At 66.2% G+C, this 23,596-nt stretch carries 18 protein-coding genes; 14 read left to right on the top strand and 4 right to left on the bottom strand.

Annotated features, from left to right (window positions below; all coding sequences use genetic code 11):
- Positions 1–6 precede the first annotated feature (6 nt).
- The 4 genes from QM841_RS11760 to QM841_RS11745 all read left to right on the top strand — a co-directional run bounded on the left by QM841_RS11760 (position 7) and on the right by QM841_RS11745 (position 5,039).
- The gene (locus QM841_RS11760; protein WP_283332119.1) at positions 7–1,323 is read left to right on the top strand and encodes an FMN-binding glutamate synthase family protein; all 1,317 of its coding nucleotides are present in this window, start codon (positions 7–9) and stop codon (positions 1,321–1,323) included.
- A 105-nt stretch (positions 1,324–1,428) separates the two neighbouring features.
- Positions 1,429–2,661 carry an allantoate amidohydrolase gene (locus QM841_RS11755; RefSeq protein ID WP_283332118.1) on the top strand — a complete coding sequence of 411 codons (1,233 nt, stop codon included), beginning with the start codon at positions 1,429–1,431 and terminating at the stop codon, positions 2,659–2,661.
- Positions 2,662–2,727: 66 nt separating this feature from the next.
- Positions 2,728–3,897, top strand: a complete 1,170-nt coding sequence (locus QM841_RS11750) for an acyl-CoA dehydrogenase family protein (protein WP_283332117.1) — start codon at positions 2,728–2,730, stop codon at positions 3,895–3,897.
- Between the two features lie 2 nt (positions 3,898–3,899).
- Positions 3,900–5,039, top strand: a complete 1,140-nt coding sequence (locus QM841_RS11745) for an acyl-CoA dehydrogenase family protein (RefSeq protein WP_037227398.1) — start codon at positions 3,900–3,902, stop codon at positions 5,037–5,039.
- Between the two features lie 62 nt (positions 5,040–5,101).
- Here QM841_RS11745 and QM841_RS11740 read toward each other — a convergent pair whose 3' ends face one another.
- Positions 5,102–6,253 (bottom strand): CaiB/BaiF CoA transferase family protein, encoded by a 1,152-nt coding sequence (locus tag QM841_RS11740; protein WP_283332116.1) that lies wholly within the window; start codon positions 6,251–6,253, stop codon positions 5,102–5,104.
- 1 nt (position 6,254) lies between these two features.
- Positions 6,255–7,568 carry an oxygenase MpaB family protein gene (locus QM841_RS11735; RefSeq protein WP_283332115.1) on the bottom strand — a complete coding sequence of 438 codons (1,314 nt, stop codon included), beginning with the start codon at positions 7,566–7,568 and terminating at the stop codon, positions 6,255–6,257.
- Between the two features lie 182 nt (positions 7,569–7,750).
- On the opposite strand from QM841_RS11735, the gene QM841_RS11730 reads away from it, so the two are divergent.
- Positions 7,751–8,458 (top strand): nitroreductase, encoded by a 708-nt coding sequence (locus QM841_RS11730; protein WP_283332114.1) that lies wholly within the window; start codon positions 7,751–7,753, stop codon positions 8,456–8,458.
- Positions 8,459–8,531: 73 nt separating this feature from the next.
- Here QM841_RS11730 and QM841_RS11725 read toward each other — a convergent pair whose 3' ends face one another.
- Positions 8,532–9,854, bottom strand: coding sequence for a C40 family peptidase (locus QM841_RS11725; RefSeq protein WP_283332113.1), 1,323 nt, complete (start codon positions 9,852–9,854; stop codon positions 8,532–8,534).
- Positions 9,844–10,896, bottom strand: coding sequence for an ABC transporter ATP-binding protein (locus QM841_RS11720; protein WP_283332112.1), 1,053 nt, complete (start codon positions 10,894–10,896; stop codon positions 9,844–9,846). Before QM841_RS11720 ends, QM841_RS11725 begins: the two co-directional genes overlap by 11 nt.
- A gap of 331 nt (positions 10,897–11,227) precedes the next feature.
- On the opposite strand from QM841_RS11720, the gene QM841_RS11715 reads away from it, so the two are divergent.
- From QM841_RS11715 to QM841_RS11675, 9 genes are all read left to right on the top strand, one after another.
- Positions 11,228–12,454: an acetyl-CoA C-acetyltransferase gene (locus tag QM841_RS11715; RefSeq protein WP_037227387.1), complete on the top strand. Its 1,227-nt coding sequence runs from the start codon at positions 11,228–11,230 to the stop codon at positions 12,452–12,454.
- A 22-nt stretch (positions 12,455–12,476) separates the two neighbouring features.
- Entirely contained in the window at positions 12,477–14,684 is a 2,208-nt protein-coding gene (locus tag QM841_RS11710) for a 3-hydroxyacyl-CoA dehydrogenase NAD-binding domain-containing protein (RefSeq protein ID WP_283332111.1), read from the top strand.
- A 91-nt stretch (positions 14,685–14,775) separates the two neighbouring features.
- On the top strand, positions 14,776–15,636 hold the full coding sequence (locus QM841_RS11705) for an alpha/beta fold hydrolase (RefSeq protein ID WP_283332110.1): 861 nt from the start codon (positions 14,776–14,778) through the stop codon (positions 15,634–15,636).
- A gap of 15 nt (positions 15,637–15,651) precedes the next feature.
- Positions 15,652–16,956 (top strand): TetR/AcrR family transcriptional regulator, encoded by a 1,305-nt coding sequence (locus QM841_RS11700; RefSeq protein ID WP_037227382.1) that lies wholly within the window; start codon positions 15,652–15,654, stop codon positions 16,954–16,956.
- Between the two features lie 223 nt (positions 16,957–17,179).
- Entirely contained in the window at positions 17,180–18,274 is a 1,095-nt protein-coding gene (locus tag QM841_RS11695) for a phosphotransferase (RefSeq protein ID WP_283332109.1), read from the top strand.
- A 153-nt stretch (positions 18,275–18,427) separates the two neighbouring features.
- Positions 18,428–20,398 (top strand): flavin-containing monooxygenase, encoded by a 1,971-nt coding sequence (locus QM841_RS11690; RefSeq protein WP_283332108.1) that lies wholly within the window; start codon positions 18,428–18,430, stop codon positions 20,396–20,398.
- On the top strand, positions 20,395–21,804 hold the full coding sequence (locus QM841_RS11685) for an aldehyde dehydrogenase family protein (protein ID WP_283332107.1): 1,410 nt from the start codon (positions 20,395–20,397) through the stop codon (positions 21,802–21,804). Before QM841_RS11690 ends, QM841_RS11685 begins: the two co-directional genes overlap by 4 nt.
- Before the next feature lie 112 nt (positions 21,805–21,916).
- Positions 21,917–22,720: an MlaE family ABC transporter permease gene (locus tag QM841_RS11680; protein WP_283332106.1), complete on the top strand. Its 804-nt coding sequence runs from the start codon at positions 21,917–21,919 to the stop codon at positions 22,718–22,720.
- A 5-nt stretch (positions 22,721–22,725) separates the two neighbouring features.
- Positions 22,726–23,586: an MlaE family ABC transporter permease gene (locus QM841_RS11675; protein ID WP_283332105.1), complete on the top strand. Its 861-nt coding sequence runs from the start codon at positions 22,726–22,728 to the stop codon at positions 23,584–23,586.
- The last annotated feature ends 10 nt before the right edge of the window (positions 23,587–23,596 follow it).

Genomic DNA, 23,596 nt, shown 5'->3' with positions numbered 1-23,596 from the left:
ACCGTCATGAACACCCCGAACCCGGCCCTGCGCGAATCGGCGACGTTCGACCGCGGCGTCATCTCCGAGATCCAGCGGGCCGCCGAGACCGGCATCTACGACATCCGCGGTTGGGGTGCCAAGCGCACGCTGCCGCACTTCGACGACCTGCTGTTCCTCGGTGCGTCGATGTCGCGGTACCCGCTCGAGGGCTACCGCGAGAAGTGCGACACCGACGTCGTGCTCGGCGACCGCAACGCCAAGTTCCCGCTGCACCTGGACATCCCGATCACCATCGCCGGCATGAGCTTCGGGGCACTGTCCGGGCAGGCGAAGGAAGCGCTCGGCCGCGGCGCCAGCGAGGTCGGCACATCCACCACCACCGGTGACGGCGGCATGACCCCCGAGGAACGCGGGCAGTCGAAGAACCTCGTCTACCAGTACCTGCCGTCGCGGTACGGGATGAACCCGGACGACCTCCGCAAGGCCGACGCCATCGAGATCGTCCTCGGCCAGGGTGCCAAGCCCGGCGGCGGCGGAATGCTGCTGGGACAGAAGATCACCGAACGTGTCGCCGGGATGCGCACCCTCCCGATGGGTGTCGACCAGCGGTCGGCGTGCAGGCACCCCGACTGGACCGGTCCCGACGACCTCGCGATCAAGATCATCGAACTGCGCGAGATCACCAACTGGGAGAAGCCGATCTACATCAAGGTCGGCGCCACCCGCACCTACTACGACGTGAAGCTCGCCGTGAAGGCCGGTGCCGACGTCGTCGTGGTCGACGGCATGCAGGGCGGCACCGCCGCCACCCAGGACGTGTTCATCGAGCACGTCGGCATCCCCACCCTGGCCGCGATCCCGCAGGCGGTCCAGGCGCTGCAGGAACTCGGGGTGCATCGCAAGGTACAGCTCATCGTGTCGGGCGGCATCCGCAGCGGCGCCGACGTCGCGAAGGCCATGGCGCTCGGGGCGGACGCTGTCGCGATCGGCACCGCCGCCCTGATCGCACTGGGCGACAACAGCCCCCGCTACGCGAAGCAGTACGAGGATCTCGGCTCGGCGGCCGGGTTCTACGACGACTTCCAGGCCGGCAAGGACCCTGCCGGCATCACCACCCAGGACCCGGAACTGTCCAAGAACCTCGACCCGGTCGAGGGCGGACGGCGGCTCGCGAACTACCTGCGGGTGCTCACCATGGAGGCGCAGACCCTCGCCCGTGCCTGCGGCAAGTCGCATCTGCGCAACCTCGAACCCGAGGACCTCGTCGCCCTCACCGTCGAGGCGTCGGCGATGGCCCGCGTGCCCCTCGCCGGAACCACCTGGATCCCCGGCGCCCTGTAGGCGGCTCCGCCACCCGTGCGCCTTTTTGGTAGCTGGGACAACCAGAAAGGCGCACGGGCGCGAAGCGCCTGCCGGCTTTGACACTATGAGTAGAGGACCGAGAACATGACTTCCTTCGATTCGCTCTGGGCGAGCATCCTCGATGTGGGACAGCACAAGTCGACCAGGGGATACCGAAGATTCGCGTGGAACGACGCCGACCTGACACTGCGCGAATGGTTCTCGGACTGTGCGCAGGCACGCGGCATGAGCGTCGAGGAGGACCGCAACGGCAATCTGTGGGCGTGGTGGATGCCCGAGGGCTGGGACGGCGACCCCCGCGACAGTTTCGTCACCGGATCGCACCTCGATTCGGTACCCGACGGAGGCGCCTACGACGGACCGCTGGGGGCGGTGTCCGCGTTCGCCGCGATCGACCTGGTTCGCGAGCGGGGGATCACGCCGACGCGTCCGGTGGCGGTCACTGCCTTCTCCGACGAGGAGGGCGCACGGTTCGGTGTCGCGTGCGTCGGCTCGCAACTGTCCACCGGGGCGCTGGCACCCGAACGCGCGCTGGCGCTGCGGGACAACGACGGCATCAGCCTCGGCGAGGCACTGGTCGGCGCCGGCCGCGACCCGCACCATCTCGGCGAGGACCCAGACCTCGTCGACCGCGTCGGCGTGTACGTCGAGTTGCACGTCGAACAGGGACGCGCGCTCGACCTGATCGACAGCCCCATCGCCGTGGCGTCATCGATCTGGCCGCACGGCCGGTGGCAGTTCGTGTTCTCCGGAGAGGCCAACCACGCCGGCGCCACTCGACTCGTCGACCGCCGCGACCCGATGCTCGCGTTCGCCTCCTCCGTTCACACCGCCCGGACCGCCGCGACGCTGCACGAGGCGGTCGCGACGTTCGGCAAGGTGCGGGTACTTCCCAACGGTGCCAACGCTATTCCGTCGGAGGTGCGGGCGTGGCTCGATGCGCGGGCCGCCGACGAGGAGACGTTGACGAAGCTGGTGCAGCAGATCACCGCCGAGGCGCAGGCCTACGCGGCCGCCGACGGTATCGGTCTCGAGGTCGACGCCGAATCGGTCACGCCGATCGTCGAGTTCCCGCACTCCACCCGAGAACGACTGCGCCGCTCGCTCGCCCACCTGGGTGACATTCCCGTCCTCCCGACCGCTGCCGGCCACGACGCCGGAATCCTGTCCGCGAAGGTGCCGACGGCGATGATGTTCGTCCGCAACCCCACCGGCGTGTCCCACTCGCCCGACGAGTTCGCCGAGGCGGACGACTGCAACCGCGGCGCCGAGGCGCTGGCGGACGTGATGGCGGACTGGGTCAGCGGGCAGCGGTAGCACCCGTCCGCGGCGGAATACATTAAGGCTATACATGGTGTATGGATTGATTGTACGATTCTGGGCATGACCAATGACAAGCCCACGCGCACTCGCCGCGCCCTCTACGCCGACGACCACGAAGCCTTCCGTGACAGCTTCCGTGCCTTTCTCGACTCGAGGGTGGTGCCGCAGTACGCCCAGTGGGAGCGCGACGGCATTGTGCCTCGAAAGGTGTTCCGCGAAGCCGGCGACCTCGGCTTTCTCGGCATGGAGATTCCCGAGGAGTACGGCGGTGGCGGAGTGTCGGACTTCCGTTTCAACGCGGTCGTCGCCGAGGAGATCGCTCGCACCGGGACGGTCTCGGTCGGCATCAACCTGCACAACGACATCTGCGTCCCATACTTCCTCGCCTACGCCGACGACGAGCAGCGGAGACGTTGGCTGCCTGGTCTGGCGTCGGGCGAGCTGATCGCGGCGATCGCGATGACCGAACCGGGCACGGGTTCGGACCTGGCGGGCATCGGCACCACGGCGACCCTCGACGGTGACCATTACGTTCTGAACGGCAACAAGACGTTCATCTCTAATGGGCACAACGCGGATCTGGTGATCGTGGCGGCCCGCACGGAGCGCGACTCGGACCGTCACGGTGGCCTGTCGCTGATCGTGGTCGAGCGCGATACTCCCGGATTCGAGCGGGGTCGCAACCTCGAGAAGATCGGCATGCATGCGCAGGACACCGCGGAGTTGTTCTTCGACAACGCGCGCGTGCCCGCGGCGAACCTTCTCGGGAAGCCGGGCAGTGGTTTCCGATCGCTCGTCTCGAATCTGGCACAGGAACGCATGACGATCGCCGTGGCGAGCGTGGCATCCGCGGTTCAGTCTCTCGAGTGGGCGGTCGAGTACGTGCAGGAACGACGCGTATTCGGGCGCAGCGTGGGGAGCTACCAGAACACCCGGTTCGTGCTCGCCAGTATCAAGACTGAGGTGGAGGTGATGCAGGCCTTCGTCGACAGCTGCGTCACCGAACTCGTCGCCGGCACCTTGACGCCCGAACGCGCGGCGATGGCCAAGCTCGCGGCATCGGAGTTGCAGGGCACCGCTACCGACCGCTGCCTGCAGCTGTTCGGCGGTTACGGCTACATGACCGAGTACCCCATCGCGCGGGCCTACGTCGATGCGCGGATCGGACGGATCTATGGCGGCACGAGTGAGGTCATGCGGGAAATCATCGGCCGATCGATGGGCCTCTGATCATGAAGCGCACCATTTTCGAACCCGAGCACGAGCAGTTCCGCGAGGCGGTTCGCGCGTTCCTGATCAAGGAGGCGGTGCCCCACTCCGAGGAATGGGAGGAAGCGGGGATGGTCGACCGCGGCTTCTGGCGCCGCGCTGCGGCGCAGGGTCTCGTCGGATTCGCCGCTCCGGAGGAGTTCGGGGGCGGCGGTCTGCGCGACTTCCGTTTCAACGCGGTACTGAACGAGGAGGTCGTCAGGACCGGCACGGTCGGTGATGGGTTCTCCCTCACCAACGACATCGTGCTGCCCTACTTCCTCGACCTCGCCGACGAGGCGCAGCAGAAGCGCTGGCTGCCCGACATCGTGAGCGGTGAGCGCACGATCGCTGTCTCGATGTCCGAGCCGGGGACCGGGTCGGATCTGCGCGCGATCAAGACGACGGCGCGCCGGGAGGGATCGGGCTGGCGGATCACGGGATCGAAGACGTTCGTGACCAGCGGCATGCAGGCCGACCTCGTGATTGTCGCCGCCCGGATCCCCGAGGACGACGGTGGTGGCTTCGGTCTGTTCGTCGTCGAGGACGGGCAGCCGGGCTTCGAACGTGGACGCAAGCTGTCGAAGATCGGGCGTAAGGCCCAGGACACGGCCGAATTGTTCTTCCAGAATGTGGAGGTGCAGCCGGAGAACGTGCTCGGCGAGCCGGGTAAGGGTCTGCGCTATCTGATGGCGAACCTCGCGCAGGAGCGGCTGTCGATGGCCGTTGTCGCGGTGGCGAGCGCCGAGTACGCCCTCGACCTCGCGCTGTCGTACGCGAAGGAACGGCGCGCGTTCGGCAGTCCGATCGGGAGTTTCCAGGCGAATCGGTTCACACTGGCCGAGTTGTCGACGAAGGTTCAGATCGCCCGCGTCTTCCTCGACCGCTGTCTCGACGCCCACGGGAACGGTGAGCTCACTGCGGCCGATGCGGCGGGGGCCAAGTTCTGGACCACGGAGCTCGAATTCGAGGCCCTGGACACGTGCCTGCAGTTGCACGGTGGGTACGGATACATGGAGGAGTACGAGGTGGCCCGGCGCTGGCGGGATTCCCGGGTCCAGCAGATCTACGGCGGCACCAACCAGATCATGCGGGAGATCGTAGGTCGCTCACTGGGTTTGTGAGAACACCGTAGAAGGGGCGGGCCGGGAAGAATTCCCGGCCCGCCCCTTTATAGTTGTGAAAACTATTCTGCAGCAGTACCACTGGTGATCAGTTGCTCGATCTCGGCGGCGTCGTACCCGGCGTCGGCGAGGATCTGGCGGGTGTCGGCACCGGGCTTGCGCGGTGCTCCCGGTTTGGTGGCGGGCGACCCGTCGAAGCGGGGAGCCGGCGCGGCTTGCACGACACCGTCGACCTCGATGAACGTACCGCGCGCAACGTGGTGCGGGTGCGCCGCCGCCTCGGCGAGCGTCAGGACGGGGGCGTAGCAGGTGTTGCGGCCGAGTAGCAGGTCATCGAGTTCGGCCCGGTCGAACGTGGCGATCCGCCGTCCGAGGATGTCGCGGAATTCGTTCCAGCGGGAGGTGTCGAATTGGTTGTGTCGCAGATCGTCCGGGAGGTCGAGCGCGTCGCAGAGGTCTTTCCAGAACTGATCCTCGATGGCGCCGATGCTCACCCACTGGTCGTCCCGGGTGCGGTAGACGTCATAGAAGAACGCACCCGTGTCGAGGAGGTGAGTTCCGCGATTCTCGCTGAACGTCCCCTCGCCGCGGAGACCGTGGAACATCGCCATCAGGGCCGACGCGCCGTCGATCATTGCTGCGTCGACGACGCGCCCCACACCCGTGGACCGCGCGGACATGATCCCGGCGAGCATTCCCACGGTGAGAAGCATTCCACCGCCGCCGAAATCGCCCACGAGGTTGAGCGGCGGGACCGGTGCCTCGTCGCGGCGACCGATCGCGTGCAGCGCTCCGGTGAGTGCGATGTAGTTGATGTCGTGCCCGGGCATCGACGCCAGCGGACCGTCCTGGCCCCAGCCGGTCATCCGGCCGTACACCAGAGCGGGATTGACCGCCGTGCAATCTGCCGGGCCGACTCCGAGGCGCTCGGCCACCCCGGGCCGGAACGTTTCGATGACTCCGTCCGCGCTCGCGCAGAGCCGGCGCACGATCTCGGCGCCACCGGACGACTTGAGGTCGACCGCAATCGACCGGCGACTGCGGAACATGACCCCGTGCCCGCTCGCAGCCCAGGGGTTTCCGCCGGGACGGTCGACGCAGATCACCTCTGCACCGAGGTCGGCCAGCATCATTCCCGCAAATGGTCCGGGGCCGATGCCGGCGAGTTCGATGATCCGGACGCCGGCGAGGGGAGCCTCGGTCTTGTCTGCCACGTCAGACCGCCTTCGCGACGACGGGCATGCCGCCCTTGTTGGCCGCGGCGTCGGCCCCGACCTCGTCGGGATTCGCGACGGCTTTCGCCTTCTCCGACTCGGGGACCGCGATGGCGGCGTTGAACTGCTTCAGGATTCGGAAGGTGGCCGCCTCGTCATCGTGCGGGAGGATGCGCCCAACCCGGTTGGACAGTGTCAGCAGCGGTTTCACTGCGGGCAGCACGAAACGCCACGGCGTGGGCTCGACGTGCAGGTCCTTGATGACGTTCTCCGGTAGCCAGGTGGACAGCAGACCGTAGGCGAGCTTGAGGCGGCGGTCGGTGGTCATGAACTTGGCGACGGGTGCGGGTAGCACTTCCACGTCGCCGGGGGGATTCTCGACGCTGAACTTGATCACGGAGTGGACGACGTCGCGGCACAAGTCGTCGGTGGGCTGCTCGATGAGGGTGTGGAAGTTCGTCTTCTTGCGGGCGTCGTCGTAGTCGGTGTGCAGGATGTCCTCCGGCACACCGATCACCCATCCCACGTAGCGGCTGAGGGCGAAGATGTCCTCGATTTCCCGGTCCGAGAAACGGATTCCGGAACTATGCACGGCGTCGATGAATTTCACGCCGAACTGGCCGGCCTGGGTGACCATGCCGTCGAGGTTGTTGATCGGGATGCCCCAGTTGGCCCAGTCCCAGGCGTCCGATCGGCTCAGACCGTGACGGACGGCCGCGTGGATCATCCGGACCTTGGCGGTGAGACGGAACCCCTCCTCGAAGCGGCCCATCCCGCCCGGGGCGTACGCGGCGACGACGTAGCGGAAGCTCTCCACCAGCCGGGTGCCGACGTGGTCGGCCTTGCGCATCCGGCCGCTGAACAGGACCGGGCGTGTGGCGCTGTACATCGAGAATCCGCCGGCGATGGTGGCCCAGGCCAGGATGGGCGGGACGATCGGCCCGGCCCGCCAGAAGGCGACGGCACCGCGGTAGAGCTGGTCGAAGTCGACCCAGTCGGGGATGTGCTCGAGCTGACGGAACAGCTCCACCATTCCGGGGGACGGGTCATCCAGCGCGTCGATGCCGTGGTCGAGTGCAGTGTCGAACGTGCGCCAGTTGGCACCCGTGGACTTGTCGCGGAAGTCGCGCATGGCCAGGTACGCGGCTTCGTCGGCGAGGAGCGCGTGATCGGTCAGCTTCTCGGTGAACTCGCGGCCGTACATAGCGATCGCTTTGTCCCGATTGTTGATCCGACCGAGATCGATGCCGCGCGGCAGCCCCTCCGGAACGTCGAGTGCGCCCTCGCGTCGTGGTGTCTCGGTGGTCGCAGTCATTTCCTTCTCCTCACGTCTGAGCCGCGTCGGCCCGTCTTGTGACTTCCGTTACTGGCAGCCTAGGCGACACTGAACATGTTGTCTACACTCACTGTATGGTGACTGTATCCAGTCGCACTGTGAACGCGAACGGTCACTCGTTCGCAGGCGTCCGACATATTCGAGAAATGAGGCACGACACGATGGCACGACAGACGATGGATGTCCCCGTCGCTGCTGGTCACGAGGCTCTGGACGCCCTGATGGCCAGCCGCTGGAGCTGCCGGGGCTACCGGCCCGACCCGGTCCCGCGCGAGGTGATCGAGGCGATCCTCGAGACGGCCCGGCGCGCCCCGTCCTGGTGCAACACCCAGCCCTGGCATCTCCACATCGCCTCCGCGGACGCAACGAACCGCTTCCGCGCAGCACTGACCGCACACGTCGGGCAGGCACCTACGGAGAACCCGGACATCGCCTTTCCGGAGGTATATGAGGGCGTCTACCAGGAACGCAGGCGTGCCAGCGGATGGCAACTGTACGAGAGTGTGGGTATCGCCAAGGGGGATCGTGTCGCATCCGCCAAACAGATGATGCGCAACTTCGAGTTGTTCGACGCTCCTCACGTCGCCATCGTCACCACCGAGGCCAAGCTCGGGACGTACGGCGCCGTCGACTGCGGAGTCTTCGTGAACAGCTTCGTGCTCGCCGCCCACAGCCACGATGTCGCGACCATCCCCCAGGCGGCGCTTGCCAGTCAGGCACCCTTCATCCGGGAATTCTTCGGTATTCCCCAGGATCGGCTGGTGCTCCTCGGGATCTCGTTCGGATACCCCGATGTCGACCACCCGATCAACTCGTACCGGACGGATCGTCAGTCGCGCGATGACCTGGCGACCTGGGTCGAGAGCTGAGGCGTGAGCGTCCGGTGCTTGCTGTGCGGTCCGGCATGGTGGCGGCACCGGACGTCGTGGTCGGAATGATCCGTCAGAATATCCGGCGGGCTTTCATCTCGGGGAAGACGTCGGCGATACGGACGACATCGCCGGTGGTCGGTGCGTGCACCATCTGACCATTGCCGATGTAGATGGCGACGTGGCCCGGTCCACCCGACTGCCAGTTCCCGAACAGTAGGTCGCCCGGCCTTGCCTGATCCATCGGAATTTCCTGGCCGACGGTCCACTGTGTCTCCGAGGTGCGGGGCAGTGTGAGTCCCGTGGCGGCGTGCACGGCGAACGATGTCAGTCCCGAGCAGTCGAAGCCGCCGCCGGATGGGCCCTCGACCCCGCCGCCGCCCCACACGTACGGCAGGCCGAGGTAGCGGATCGCCTGTTCGACGACATCGCTGCCCGCACCGCCGGCGAGGGGCAGCCCGATGAATGGGGCGAGCAGTTCCGCGAAGGACGGTTCGCTCGACCGGATCTTGGCGACATAGGGTTTGGTCTGGTTCTCGTAATCCGGGCTGCCGGAGGGCATCCCACCGGAGCGAAGTACCGCGCCGGCGCCCGCGTTGTACGCCGCGAGTGTGAGGTCAAGGGTGTCTCCGGACACCCGGCCCTGGCGCTTCCAGTTTCCGATCTGTTCGAACATGTCGCACAGCATGTTTCCCGATGCCATCACCGGGTCCGCGATGCCGAGAATGTTGGTGGTGCCGTCGTCGTCGGCGTCTTTGCCGTACGCAGACCACGTCTCGGGCATGAACTGCCCTGGGCCGCGCGCACCGGTGGGGGAGACGGGCGCGGTGGGGCCGTACCGGAATCCGTTCTCCGCCGCGTACAGTGCGGCCAACGTGGCGGGTTTGATGCCGTCGCAGATCGCGCCCGCCTTGCGAAGCCACGGAGCGAACAGCGCGATCGCGCCGACCGGAGCAACGGACGCGCGGGGAAAGGCAGCCGGAACCGGCGGCAGCACGGTGCCCTTCGCGGCCGGTGAATCGCCTCCGTCGGTAGGCGGACTCGAGAGGAGAACCGGTGCAGGAGGATCCGGTTGGGATGGCGGTGGCTCGCTCGACTGGACGCCGGGCGCGGGTGCGGGGACCGGTGGCGAGAGTGCCCCGGGCGGAAGATGTGGGGACAGGATGTCGGCGGCCGCGGCGGCGGTGTCGTCGACGGCCTGCTGTGCGGGTGCGCGCATCGGTTCGGGTAGCGATGTGACGGCATCGTCGACCTGCTGGTCGACGTCTGATGCCGAAATGGACTCCAGGGTTTGGGTTACCGGGTCTGTAATCGCTGGCGGTGCGCCCGTGCCTTGGACGAACGCGCCTGCGGCCGTGGCTAGCCCGATGATGATGGTGGACGGGTCAATGGACATCGGCCGCACCTTCCAGCGGCGCGGTGGCGCCTTCGTAGAACCCGTAGTCGGTGGTTTCGTCGAGGCTTTCCTGGATGGCGATCCGGGCCTCGCGGGGGAGGGTGTGCAGGATGTCGCGGACGCGTTCCCGGCGGCGGGCGACGGCTTGGCGGAACGGCATTCCGGGGGTGGCTTTCATCTGCGGGACGATGCCCTCGACGTCGTCGACGCCACCGGCGTGGTGACCGGCGTCGACCATGGCCTGTTCGGCTGCCATGGTGGCGTCGTCCTTCTCCTCGGACATGCCGATCGGGCCGATCATGGTGCCGTTGAGGAATTGCTTGACCACCGGCTGGTCCGAGGTGAGTAGCACCTCGCGGGGTCCGAACATCACCAGTTTCCGGCGGAACAGCATCCCGATGTTGTCCGGCACCGTCCGGGCGAGGTTGATGTTGTGCGAGACGATCAGGATCGTCGCGTCGATCTCGGCGTTGATGTCGATCAACGTCTGCGAGATGTACGTGGTGCGCACCGGGTCCAGACCGGAGTCCGGCTCGTCGACGAGAATGATCTGCGGGTCCAGCACCAGGGCGCGGGCCAGGCCGGCGCGCTTGCGCATACCGCCGGAGATCTCGCCGGGCAGCTTGTCCTCGGCCCCGAGCAGGCCGACCAGCTCCATCTTCTCCATGACGATCTTGCGGACCTCGGACTCGGACTTCTTCGTGTGTTCCCGCAACGGGAACGCCACGTTGTCGAACAGGTTCATCGAGCCGAACAGGGCGCCGTCCTGGAACAGCACGCCGAACAGCTTACGGATCTCGTAGAGCTCCTTGGACGAGCACTCGAGAATGTTGGTGCCGTCGATCACGATCGAACCCTGCTCCGGGCGGAGCAGACCGATCAGCGACTTCAGAAACACCGACTTACCCGTACCCGACGGACCCAGCAACGCGCTGACCTCACCGGCCGGAAGGGTCAACGACACGTCCTGCCAGATCCTCTGAGAGCCGAACGACTTCGTCAGTCCCTCGACCGATACCTCGACACCCACGACAACCTCCATGTGACTTGGGGCCGGTCCGACGCTGTGCGAACCGGGGCCGGGCGCGAGATGTGCACGGACCGACGCACCCGACGGATGGATGGAGTTCGTCCACTGCGCGAAGGCCCAGCGATGATTGGCTATGAGATATACCACTTTCCATCACGTTCGCGGAACCCCCAGTCGCGAAATTGTATTGGTCTGTGTATGTCGGCGTTTCGCCCTTGGTCCCGTCTTGGTAGCCACACTTCTCTAGCGCCACGCACAGGTGTAGACAATCTATATGAACACGCTGTATGGTCGCGTTGTGCTGCGGTGAAGCAGCCATTCAGCGAGAACAAGGAGTCTTTCGATGCCGGCCACTGAAGCGCTGATCTTCGACGCGATCCGGACGCCACGGGGAAAAGGGAAGCCGGGCGGCGCATTGCACACCGTCAAGCCGATCGACCTGGCAGTCGGGCTGATCGGTGATCTGCTCGATCGCAACCCCGGAATCGACCCGAACCGTGTCGACGACCTCGTGCTCGGTGTCGTCTCACCGGTTGGCGAGCAGGGCGGCAACCTCGCGCGCACAGCGAGTATCACCGCCGGCCTGCCGGACACGGTGGCGGGTGTGCAGATCAACCGTTTCTGCGCGTCGGGGCTCGAAGCGGTGAACATCGCAGCTCAGAAAGTGCGGTCGGGCTTCGAGGACCTGGTATTCGCTGGGGGTGTCGAGTCGATGTCCCGGGTGCCCATGGGCTCCGACGGCGGTGCGTGGATGGACGATCCTGCCACCAATCTCGCCAGCCACTTCGTCCCCCAAGGCGTGGGCGCCGACCTGATCGCGACGATCGAGGGCTTCACCCGCGAGGACGTCGACGCCTACGCCGTGCGTTCGCACCAGCGCGCGAGCCGCGCTCAGCAGGAGGGCCGGTTCGACCATTCGACCGTGCCCGTCCGCGATCTGAACGGCCGGGTCGTGCTCGACGCCAATGAGATGATCAGGCCGAGCACGACGGTTGAGTCGCTGAGCGGTCTGAAGCCGTCCTTCGCTGCCCTTGGTGAGATGGCCGGCTTCGATGCCGTTGCGCTGCAGAAGTTTCACACGGTCGAACGCATCGAACACGTTCACCACGCGGGCAACAGCTCCGGCATCGTCGACGGGGCATCCCTGTTGGCGATCGGCAGCGAGGACCTCGGACGGGAACTCGGGCTCATTCCACGTGGGCGCATCGTGGCCACCGCGGTGTCCGGCGCCGACCCCACCATCATGCTCACCGGTCCCGCGCCGGCGTCGTGGAAGGCGTTGGCGAAGGCCGGACTGACCCCTGCCGACCTCGACCTGGTCGAGATCAACGAGGCGTTCGCCTCGGTCGTCCTGCGGTTCGTCCGCGACCTCGACCTCGACCTCGACAAAGTCAACGTCAACGGAGGCGCCATCGCGATGGGACATCCCCTCGGCGCCACCGGCGGCATGATCGTGTCCACGCTCCTCGACGAATTACACCGCACCGGTGGACGTTACGGCCTCGTCACCCTCTGCGTGGGCGGCGGTATCGGGATCGCCACCGTGGTCGAAGCACTCCAGGCAAGCTGAAACCGGAAGGACCACAAAGGTTATGAGCCAGAACCCCATCATCCGCTGGGAACGCGACGACGACGGCATCGTCGTCCTCACGATCGACGATCCCAATCAACGCGTCAACACGATGAACGCGGAGTTCGTCGATGCGCTCGAGGCGGCACTCGACCGCATCGAGACCGAGCGCGACACCGTCGCCGGCGTCGTCGTCACGTCCGGTAAGGACACCTTCTTCGCCGGTGGAGATCTCAACGATCTTCGGGACGCAACCAAGGATCGCATCGACGAGTTCGCCGAGTTCGTCGACCGGAACAGCGCGCTCCTGCGCCGCCTCGAAACGATCGGCAGGCCCGTCGTCGCGGCGGTCAACGGTTCGGCGCTCGGCGGCGGACTCGAACTCGCGCTGGCCGCACACCATCGCGTCGCACTGGACGGTCCGCGCAACTACGTCGGACTGCCCGAAGTGACGCTCGGCCTGCTGCCCGGCGCCGGTGGCGTCGTCCGCTCGGTGCGGATGCTCGGCGTGGAGCGCGCGCTCTCGGAGCTGCTGCTGCAAGGGCAACGCCGCACCGTCCGATCGGCACTCGAACTCGGCATCATCGACGAGCTGGTCGAGTCGAAGTCGGAACTGATTGTGGTGTCCAAGAAGTGGATCCTCGCGCACCCGGAAGCGGTTCAGCCGTGGGATGTGAAAGGCTACCGCATTCCCGGTGGAGCACCCGGCGACCGGAGCGAACCACTGCACTCCAAGCTCCCGGCAATCCCCGCGCTATTGCGCAAACAGTCGAAGGGAGCGCACTACCCGGCCCCGAAGAACATCGTGTCGGCGGCCGTGGAGAGCGCACAGGTCGATTTCGACAACGCGTTGCGGATCGAGGCCCGCTACTTCCTCGACCTCGCGACCGGCCAGGTCGCCAAGAACATGATCCAGGCCTTCTTTTTCGACATGCAGTCCGTGAACGGCGCCCGCGGTCGTAGCGCCGACCGCACGCCCTGGCGCGCCAGCAAGGCCGTGGTTCTCGGCGCCGGAATGATGGGGGCCGGAATCGCCTACGAATGCGCCCGCGCCGGAATCGACGTCGTCCTCAAGGACGTGTCTGTGGAGGCCGCCGAACGAGGAAAGGGCTACTCCCACAAACTGATCGACAAGCAAATCGCCGCGGGTAGGACCTCGAGCGACAAGGGCGACGCACTCCTCGCGCGCATCACACCCACCGACCGCCCGGAGGCGGCCGAAGGCGCCGATCTGGTGATCGAGGCAGTCTTCGAGGATCCCGCTGTCAAGGCCCAGGTGCTCGCCGAGATCGAACCGTACCTCGCCGAGGGAGCGCTGATCGGATCGAACACGTCCACTCTTCCCATCACCGGCCTGGCCGAAAACGTCAGCCGCCCCGAGGATTTCATCGGACTCCACTTCTTCAGTCCCGTCGACCGGATGCCACTGTTGGAGATCATCAAGGGGAATAAATCGTCCCCCGACACGCTGTCGCGGGCGCTGGACCTGGCGAAGCAGATCTCGAAGACGCCGATCGTCGTCAACGACAGCCGTGGGTTCTTCACCAGCCGAGTGATCGGCACGTTCATCAACGAGGCCCTGGCATTGCTCGGTGAGGGCGTTCCGGCGGCGACGATCGAGCAGGCGAGCTCACAGGCCGGCTATCCGGCTCCCGTGCTGCAGCTGACGGACGAGCTCAACCTCGAGCTGCTCCGACGCGTTCGGGACGCCGCGCAACGAGCTGCCGAGGAGGGCGGACAGACGTGGGTCGGACACCCCGCCGAGGTGGTCCTGGACCGGATGCTCTCCGAATACGGTCGCGCCGGCCGGCTGGTCGGAGCCGGGTTCTACGAGTACGACGGGAACCGCAAACGTACCCGCCTCTGGACGGGACTGCCGGACGCTTTCGGCGGTGAGAATACCGATCTTCCGTTCGGCGACGTGGTCGAGCGGCTGTTGTTCGCCGAGGTGATCGAGACGGTCAAGTGCCTCGACGAGGGGGTCCTCGAAGCGATCCCCGACGCCAACGTCGGCTCGATCCTCGGCATCGGGTTCCCGGGATGGACGGGTGGAGTCCTACAGTTCATCGACGGGTACGAGGGCGGTGTGGCGGGCTTCGTCGCCCGAGCCCAGTACCTCGCCGAGACCTACAGCGAGCGCTTCACCCCACCGGAATCGCTTCTGCAACTCGCAGAATCGGGCACGACACTCGCGCGGTCCCGATCCGCCGAGTTGGTCGGTACCCCCTAGACGGCCAGGCGGACGGGAGTCGATCCGGCCCCGTCCGCCCGGCATTCCACTTCTCCCGGCCGTGCGGTCGCGGAGCGCGAAGAGGAGAAACATGAGTGCGACGTTGGTGGAGGTCGAGCCCGGTGTGCGGGTCAATGTCCTCGAACTCGGCGCGGGCGATCCCGTCCTGCTGATCCACGGCTGGAGCCTGAACTCCGAGGTGTGGGACCGCCAAATCCGCGTGCTCGCAGAAGCCGGGCATCGTGTGCTCGCGATGGACCTGCGGGGACACGGCGGCTCCGATGCCCCTATGGGCGGCTACGGCATCGATCGCCTCGCCGCCGACGGTGCCGCCGTCCTCGAGGCGCTCGGTGCCCCCCGCGCCGCCGTCGTCGGCTGGTCGTTGGGCGGGATGACCGCGCTGCGCATGGCCCACCGCTATCCGGCGCTGGTCGATCGCCTGGTGCTCGTCGCGTCGAACGGTGTGGCCGGAGCCCGGCAGCCGGATTATCCATTCGGAGTACCCGCCGACGCGATCGAGGGCGAGATGCACGCCGCCGAGCACGCGAACCGGCTGCCCTACCGCCGCCGAGCCGTCGGAGACCCGTTCGGGACGCCACCGGACCAGCAGATCCTGGACTGGCTGCACCGCATCTCCCTGCAGACACCGAGTTGGGCCGCCAACGCGTGCATGACCACACTCCTGCGCACCGGCCAGGTGCATATTCTCGGCGACATCGACGTCCCGGTCACCCAGATCATCGGGACCTCGGACCCGGCGTTGTCCGTTCGCGGCGCCAGATGGGTCCACGAGAAGACCTCGAGCACGCTCGTGGAACTCGACTGCGGGCACTACCCGATGCTCGAGATGGCCGACGCCTTCGACGCGGCCCTGCTGCATGCCCTTCGGAAGGGCCCGGGGCCCACGATGACACTCGTCGAGTCCCCGTCCACACACAGTGTCCAGACATAGGATATTCTCGATAACGTGAGTACACGGCCGGTAACGCGACAACGACCACGCGCACACGACGGGCAACGCAGCGCCGAGGTCGCGATCTTCGAGGCAACCGAGCAGTTACTGCAGGAGACCTCGATGCAGGACCTCACCGTCGCGCAGATCATCAAACGCGCCGGCCTGTCCCGAGCAAATTTCTACCATTACTTCGCCTCCAAGTACGACGTCCTCGTCGCGATGATCGCGCGGCTGTTCGACGACGCGTACGCAGATGCCGTCCCCTGGCAGGCGCCGCCCGGCAAGACCCGCGCCAAATCGATGGACGCCAGCATGCGCGGCACCATCGATATGTGGTCCGAGCACGGCGCGGTGATCTGTGCTGCCGTGGAACAGATGCACACCGTCCCCGCCGTCGCCGCGGCCTGGAAGGTGATGCTCGAACAGTTCGTTCGGGCCATCTCCGAGCAGATCACCCACGAACGCGACAACGGGACCGCACCCGACGGGGCACCACCCGAGATGATCGCCACCATGCTGGTGGGCGGTGTGGAGCGCACATTCTACGTTGGCTCCAAGAACCTGGACGAGCGACTGCCATCCGCCGAGAGCGCCCTCGACTCGATCGTGGCGCTCACGTTCGCGGCCATCTACGGCAACCAGCGGCCGGTCAAACGCGCCCGGCGTAAGAAGTCCGCAGCGAAGAGCGCAAACGCGGTGGCCACGATTGCGGCAGCGCAGGCCGCAGGAGAGGCGACGGCGAGTACCGATACTGCCGCCACCATCCTGAAGGCCGTCAATGACCTGCTGCAGGAGGAGTCTCTCGACGAATTGAGCGTCGCCCAGATACTCGAACGCGCCGACGCCTCCCGGGGAACGTTCTACTTCTACTTCGGAAGCAAGGACGACGCGTTCGTCGCGCTGTTCAAGGAATTCGCAGAACGGATCGCGAATGGATTCGAATTGCTCGTGAAGGTAGACCGGGACGACCCGGCCCGGATCAGTGAACTCGTCGCTGCCTGGCTCGACCTCGACGAGGCCACTCTCGCGGTGGCGCGCAACGCCGTTCACGAATGGCCGCGTCGTCCCGAGTTGCGTCGCCTCTACCTCGAGACGGTCAGCCGGATGACTACCGCGCTACAGGCCATGATCGAGGCGGACCGTGCTGTCGGTATCGCCGTGGACGGCCCTCCCGCGGCTGAATTCGCGGCCGTGATCATGTGGACCATCGAGCGGACGGTGGCCGGCTCGATGGCGCAGGAAGAATACCTCGAAGACATCGGCTCCGTCACGAAATTGCTCGGCGAGCTGCTCGTCTCTGCCATCTACGGTATCTGACCCCATGTGTACTGGTTGACCGCTCGCGTTGTTCAGCCCGGTTTACGAGTACGAACAGGTCGATAGGCACGCCTCCTCGTGTGGCGTGCCTTTTTGGCGTTCAGCCTAGGAATCGTGTCTGTTCGTACTGGACAGACGCCTTGTTTGACACGTCCGAATCGGCAGGTGGCGGGACCCGGGAGAGCATTGACATAGCGTCTGAACACTTTGTATTGTCGGTGACATGATTCACACCTCCACCTCTCCCGTGACCGACGGCGCTGCCTCGGCCGCTCCGCTCGTCCGCACCATTGAAGAGTTGACTCCCGAATGGATGACCGCCGCACTTGCCAAGGAACGGCCCGGAATCCGGGTGACGGGAGTGGACATCGACCGTGTCATCTGGGGATCCGCCACGAAGGCGTTCGCCAAGCTCACGTTCGACGGCGAGTCGCACGGCATTCCCGAAAGAGTCTGCATCAAGGGGGGATTCGACGAACGTAGCCGCGCATTCGGTCTCGGAGCCGCCTACGAGCTGGAAGGTTGCTTCTACCGCGATCTCGCGCCGAACCTCCGGGCGGAGGTTCCCGCGTGTTTCTACGCTGAGGCCGAACCAGAGCAGGGCATCGTCATCCTCGAAGACCTCACGGCACGGGGCGCCGAATTCGGCGAGGCCACAAATCTGTGGTCCATCGACACCGTCGCCGAGACACTCGAAGTCCAGGCAAGCTGGCACGGTCCCCTGTGGGGCAGTACGAAGGGCCGGTACGCCTGGCTTCCCGTCGGTGTCGAAGCGGCCCGGCAGGCGTTCCAGGTCATGCTCAGCCCCGAGCAATTCCACCCCCTGATCAGTCGTGACGAGGTTCCCGAACTGTCTGCGGGGCTGCGTGACGACGAACGTGTCCGCCGGGCCTTTCGTGCGCTGTGGGAGCACGATGACAACGCCGTGCACACCATCAACCATGGCGACGCGCATTTCGCACAGCTGTACCGGATTCCCGGACGGGCGCCGGCGTTCTTGGACTGGCAGACGGCCTGCCTGGCGCCGTGGTCGCACGACGTCGCCTATTTCATCGGCTCGGCGCTGAGCATCGAAGACCGTCGCACGCACGAACGCGATCTGCTCGCGCACTACCTCGATGCGCTCGAAGCGCATGGCGGACCGCGGATCGCGCCCGACGAGGCGTGGGCGGACTACCGACGGCACACCTTGCACGGGTTCGCCTGGATGTGCGTTCCCACCGTGATGCAGCCCTCGGAAACCGTTGCCGCCATGGCCCATCGGTACGCCGCAGCCATCGAGGATCACGATCCGTTCGCGCTGCTCTTCCGGGACTGATTTCCCGATCCCCACGGAAGGGGATGGGCTGGAGTTCGTTTCACGGTTGCCGTTGTCGGCCGTGGCTCGTCCGGCTCGTCCCCTTTTCTCGTGCCATTTTCCCTCCGCCCCGAGTGATTGACATCACGTATGAACACTATGTATGGTCACTATATGCAGCAGACTACGACGCCGGGATCGGCGCCCGATTCCTTTACTGACCAAGACCTCCGCGACGCACTGGCCGTGGCGAATCTGCCCGCGCTGCTCGCGGCACTGGCGCACCTGACCGGCGAGGACCGCTGGATCGAAGAGCCGTTCGTTCCGACACCGCCCACGGACCTCGGCGACCACGACTCCGGTGGGTTCACCGAGGAAATGCAGGAGCGGATCCGCCTGGAGGCCTTCGAGGTCCTACGCCGCTTTCGCGACGGTGAGCTCGAACCCGGGCCGGTGCCCGATCCTGCCAGGCTGGTCCGGCTCCTGAGTGTGTCGCTGGGGGAGCAACTGCCCGCCGACTACGGCAACCTCCTCGGCGAGGAACTCGGAATCTACCCCCGAGCGTCGGTTCCCGCGGCGGCCGTCGAGGGTGAGGTTCCACTGCGGGTCGCCATCATCGGGGCCGGGCTGTCGGGGCTGTGCCTGGCGATCCGGCTCGAACAGGCGAAGATCCCGTACGTCATCATCGAGAAGAACGACGACGTCGGCGGAACGTGGCACGAGAACGTCTATCCCGGCTGCGGTGTGGACACCCCGAGCAACCTGTACTCCCTGTCGTTCGCGCGGAACCCGGATTGGACCCGGTTCTTTGCGGGCCGCGACGAACTCGCCGAGTACTGGCGGTCGCTCGCGGACCGGTGGAACATCCGCCGGAGCATCTTGTTCTCGACCGAGGCGGTGTCGGCCAACTACGACGAGGATCAGGCGCTCTGGAAGATCGTGACGCGCGGCGCGGACGGGCTCGAGGACGAACTCGACGCCGGCATCCTCGTCAGCGCGGTGGGCCTGCTGAACCGCCCCAGCACCCCCGCCATCGCCGGACTCGACACCTTCGAGGGCCCCTGCCTGCACACCGCGCGCTGGGACCGCGACGTGGACATCGAGGGCAAACGCGTCGCGGTGATCGGCACGGGGGCGAGCGCGATGCAGTTCGTGCCCGCCGCCGCCGGAGTGGCGAGCAACCTGCGCGTCTTCCAGCGTTCCCCCCAATGGGCCATGCCACACCCCAACTACCGCCGGGACATTCCCGAGGGCGTCGCATTCCTGAACCGCCACATCCCGCACTACCAGGGCTGGTACCGCCTCCGACTGTTCTGGCGGATGGGCGACAAACTCCACGGTCTCCTGCAGATCGATCCCGAGTACCCGCACGCCGACCGCGCGATCAACCGCAGCAACGACAAACTACGCAGGATCCTCACTGCGCACATCGAGAGCGAACTCGACGGTCGCCCCGACCTTCTCGAGAAGAGCCTGCCGTCGTACCCTCCCTACGGCAAGCGTCTGCTCATCGACAACGGCTGGTTCCGCACGATCCGCCGCGACGACGTCGACCTGGTGACCGAGAACATCGAGACCGTCACCCCGCGCGGCGTGCGCACCGCGGACGGTGTCGAACACGAGGCCGACATCATCGTTCTGGCAACCGGATTCGACGCTGTCCAAGTCCTCGGATCGGTCGACATCCGAGGGCGGGGCGGACAATCGCTGCGCGACTACTGGGGCCACGACGACGGCCGCGCCTACCTCGGCATCACCGTCCCCGGCTTCCCCAACTTCTTCTGCCTCTACGGTCCGAACACCAACACCGGTCACGGCGGCACCGTCGTCGCGGGCACCGAGATCCAGGTCCAGTACGTCACACGTGTCCTCGCCGAGATGATCGACGAGGGTCTCGCGAGTGTCGAAGTCCGGCAGGACACCTTCGACAAGTACGACGACGAACTCGGAGAAGCGTTGTCGCGCACCATCTGGACCCACCCCGGCATGACGACCTACTACCGCAACAGCCGCGGACGTGTGGTGACCAACAGCCCCTGGCAGTACATCGAGTACTGGCGCCGCACGCACCAGCCGAACATGGACGACTTCGACGTGGAATCAGCGCTGTCACCGGCAGCCCGGACGGATGGAAGCTTCGCATGAGCACCGCAACTCGCAAGGCCGCCCCAGTACCGGCACCGATCGCCGCCATAACGGACGGCGCCGGGCAGGTAGCCCTGCTGCGCGCGACTTTCCGCAGCGGACGCACCCGCTCGCTCACCTGGCGTCGCGCCCAACTCGAGGGTCTCGCCCGACTCCTGTCCGAGCGGGAGAGCCATCTTGCGGCCGCGGTCGAACAGGATCTGGGACGCTCGGCGATCGGAACCTTCATGGGTGACCTCGCCCCGGTCCACGCCGAGATCCGGCACACGCTGAAAAACCTGGAGCGGTGGTCACGGCCGCAGCGCACAGCGCTGCCCGTGACGCAGCAGCCGGGAAAGGCATGGACCGTGGCGGAACCGAAGGGCGTGGTCCTGGTGATCGGTGCCTGGAACTTCCCTCTCCTGCTCACCCTCCAACCCCTCGTGAGCGCTCTGGCGGCCGGCAACGTCGTGCTCGTCAAGCCGTCGGAGTTGGCCCCGCGCACCGCGCAGGTGCTGGCCGAGTTGCTACCGAAGTATCTCGACCCGTCCGCGGTCGTCGTCGCCAACGGTGGCGCCGAGGTGAGCGCTGCCGTCCTCCGGGAGAAGTTCGACCATGTGTTCTTCACCGGATCGGCGCGCGTCGGGCGACTGGTCGCGACCGCGGCTGCCGAGCACCTCACCCCCGTGACGCTCGAACTCGGCGGCAAGAGCCCGGTGATCGTGGCGGCCGACGCCGACCTCGACGTCGCCGCGCGGCGCATCGCGTGGGCGAAATGCGTCAACAGCGGACAGGCATGCATTGCACCCGATTACGTTCTCGTCGAGGACTCGGTGCGGCCGGCGTTCGTCGAACGGCTCCTGAGGGAGCTCGACAACGCCTGGCGAGCGGAACCCACCCGCATCGTCAACGAGAACCACTTCGATCGCCTCGCCGCACTCCTGGACGGACACGGCGGCGACACGACCGGTGGGCAACGCGACCGTGGCACCCTCCGGTTCGCCGCCACGGTGGTCACCGACCCCGATCTCGACTCGCCGCTCATGACCGAGGAGATCTTCGGGCCTATTCTGCCGGTGGTGACGGTGACGTCCGTCGACGACGCCGTCGAGATGGTGAACAGCCGGCCGAAGCCTCTCGCGCTGTATCTGTTCACAGAGAACGACGACACCGTGCAGACCGTCCTGGGCAACACCTCCTCGGGCTCGGTCGGTGTCAATCACCTCCTCTACCAGCTACTCGTCCCCGACCTCCCGTTCGGCGGCGTCGGTGCCTCCGGGACCGGCGACTACCACGGCGAGCACGGGTTCGCGACCTTCAGTCATAGAAAGTCCGTATTGCGCAAGCCGACCAATCCGGATCCGTCGTTCGCCTACCCGCCCTACGGAGCCTTCGCGACCCGGCTGCTCCGCCGCCTCATGGGATAGCTGCCGGCGTGGAATCGTCCGACCACCCTCTTCGCCGTAAAGGAACCAGAGCGTTGTCATCTCGAGTATCCCGCGGTGCCCGCACAGCTCCGTATCCAGAGAAGGGCCCGTCATGAGTGTGCCTGTGCGCGAGTCCGCGACCGCGAAAATTGCGTCCGGCGTCGACACGGGGCTGCGCGCCGTCGGAGGCTTCTTCGAGTTGTGCGGCGAGACGTTCCGGGCCATGGCGAAGCGCCCCTTCCAGTGGCGCGAGTTGGTGCTGCAGTCGTGGTTCATTGTGCGAGTCGCGCTGCTGCCGACGCTCCTGGTCGCATTGCCGTTCACCGTGCTCGTGGTGTTCACCCTCAACATCCTGCTCGTGGAGTTCGGCGCGGCCGACCTGTCCGGTGCCGGAGCCGGACTCGGCGCGGTCACGCAGATCGGACCACTTGTGACCGTGCTCATCGTGGCGGGAGCGGGTGCCACGGCGATCTGCGCCGATCTGGGTGCCCGCACCATCCGGGAGGAGATCGACGCGATCCGGGTGCTCGGAATCGACCCGATCCAACGACTCGTCGTGCCACGCGTGCTGGCGTCGATGTTCGTGGCGGTCCTGCTCAACGGCCTCGTCATCACGATCGGGCTCACCGGCGGGTTCCTGTTCTCCGTCTACATCCAGAACGTCACCCCCGGTGCGTACGTCTCTTCGCTGACGTTCGTGACCGGGCTGCCGGAGGTGATCATCTCGGAAGTCAAGGCCACCCTGTTCGGGCTGATCGCCGGCCTGGTGGCATGTCACCGCGGCCTCACCGTGAAGGGCGGCCCGAAGAGTGTCGGCGACGCGGTGAACGAGACCGTCGTCTACGCCTTCATGGCCTTGTTCGCGGTCAACGTCGTGGTCACCGCCATCGGCGTCAAATTCGGAACAGGAGCCTGACCACCATGGCAGTGCACAAGACCGTTGCCGGAAGCCGGCACCCGAAACTGGCTGATACGGCCGGGGTCCCGGTCCGCATCCTCCAAGCAATCGGGCATCAAGCAGACTTCTTCGGCAAGACCATCCGGCTCGCCCCGCACGCGATCAGCAGCTACAAGAAGGAGACCGTGCGACTGATCGCCGAGATCGGTATGGGCTCGGGCGCGATGGCGATCATCGGCGGTACCGTCGTCATCGTCGGATTCATGACGCTCTCCGGCGGAACACTTCTCGCGATCCAGGGATTCAGCTCACTCGGCAACATCGGTGTCGAGGCCCTGACCGGATTCTTCGCGGCGTTCATCAACGTCCGCATCGTGGCCCCGGTGATCTCGGGCATCGCCCTCGCCGCCACGATCGGCGCGGGCGCCACCGCCCAATTGGGTGCCATGCGCATCAGCGAGGAGATCGACGCCCTCGAAGTCATGGGCATCCGGTCCATGTCCTATCTCGTGTCGACGCGTCTGATCGCCGGCATGATCTCGATCGTCCCGCTCTACTCGATGGCCGTGATCATGTCGTTCGTCGCCTCCCAGTTCACCACCACATACGTGTACGGGCAGTCGTCCGGCGTGTACGACCACTACTTCACCACCTTCCTGCGGCCCACCGACCTGTTCTGGTCGTTCCTGCAAGCGGTGGTCATGGCGCTCGTGGTGATGCTCATCCACTGCTACTACGGCTACCACGCCTCCGGTGGACCGGCCGGCGTGGGAGAAGCGGTCGGACGTGCGGTCCGGACGTCGCTGATCGCGGTCGTCTCGGTCACCCTCATTGCGTCCCTGGCGATCTACGGAGCGTCCGGCAACTTCAATCTTGCGGGCTAGGGGTAAGGAT

Origin of the sequence: Rhodococcus sp. IEGM 1307, assembly GCF_030056915.1 — a bacterium.
GTDB classification, from domain to species: domain Bacteria; phylum Actinomycetota; class Actinomycetes; order Mycobacteriales; family Mycobacteriaceae; genus Rhodococcus_F; species Rhodococcus_F opacus_D.
The sequence above is the reverse complement of the archived record's forward strand: the minus strand, read 5'-3'. Positions and strand labels throughout refer to the sequence as shown.

Bases quoted from the DNA above. Each gene is read 5' to 3' on its own strand.
- QM841_RS11760 (WP_283332119.1), top strand. From the start codon at position 7: ATGAACACCCCGAACCCGGCCCTGCGCGAATCGGCGACGTTCGACCGC.
- QM841_RS11755 (WP_283332118.1), top strand. From the start codon at position 1,429: ATGACTTCCTTCGATTCGCTCTGGGCGAGCATCCTCGATGTGGGACAG.
- QM841_RS11750 (WP_283332117.1), top strand. From the start codon at position 2,728: ATGACCAATGACAAGCCCACGCGCACTCGCCGCGCCCTCTACGCCGAC.
- QM841_RS11745 (WP_037227398.1), top strand. From the start codon at position 3,900: ATGAAGCGCACCATTTTCGAACCCGAGCACGAGCAGTTCCGCGAGGCG.
- QM841_RS11735 (WP_283332115.1), bottom strand. From the start codon at position 7,568: ATGACTGCGACCACCGAGACACCACGACGCGAGGGCGCACTCGACGTT.
- QM841_RS11730 (WP_283332114.1), top strand. From the start codon at position 7,751: ATGGCACGACAGACGATGGATGTCCCCGTCGCTGCTGGTCACGAGGCT.
- QM841_RS11725 (WP_283332113.1), bottom strand. From the start codon at position 9,854: ATGTCCATTGACCCGTCCACCATCATCATCGGGCTAGCCACGGCCGCA.
- QM841_RS11720 (WP_283332112.1), bottom strand. From the start codon at position 10,896: ATGGAGGTTGTCGTGGGTGTCGAGGTATCGGTCGAGGGACTGACGAAG.
- QM841_RS11715 (WP_037227387.1), top strand. From the start codon at position 11,228: ATGCCGGCCACTGAAGCGCTGATCTTCGACGCGATCCGGACGCCACGG.
- QM841_RS11710 (WP_283332111.1), top strand. From the start codon at position 12,477: ATGAGCCAGAACCCCATCATCCGCTGGGAACGCGACGACGACGGCATC.
- QM841_RS11705 (WP_283332110.1), top strand. From the start codon at position 14,776: ATGAGTGCGACGTTGGTGGAGGTCGAGCCCGGTGTGCGGGTCAATGTC.
- QM841_RS11695 (WP_283332109.1), top strand. From the start codon at position 17,180: ATGATTCACACCTCCACCTCTCCCGTGACCGACGGCGCTGCCTCGGCC.
- QM841_RS11690 (WP_283332108.1), top strand. From the start codon at position 18,428: ATGCAGCAGACTACGACGCCGGGATCGGCGCCCGATTCCTTTACTGAC.
- QM841_RS11685 (WP_283332107.1), top strand. From the start codon at position 20,395: ATGAGCACCGCAACTCGCAAGGCCGCCCCAGTACCGGCACCGATCGCC.
- QM841_RS11680 (WP_283332106.1), top strand. From the start codon at position 21,917: ATGAGTGTGCCTGTGCGCGAGTCCGCGACCGCGAAAATTGCGTCCGGC.
- QM841_RS11675 (WP_283332105.1), top strand. From the start codon at position 22,726: ATGGCAGTGCACAAGACCGTTGCCGGAAGCCGGCACCCGAAACTGGCT.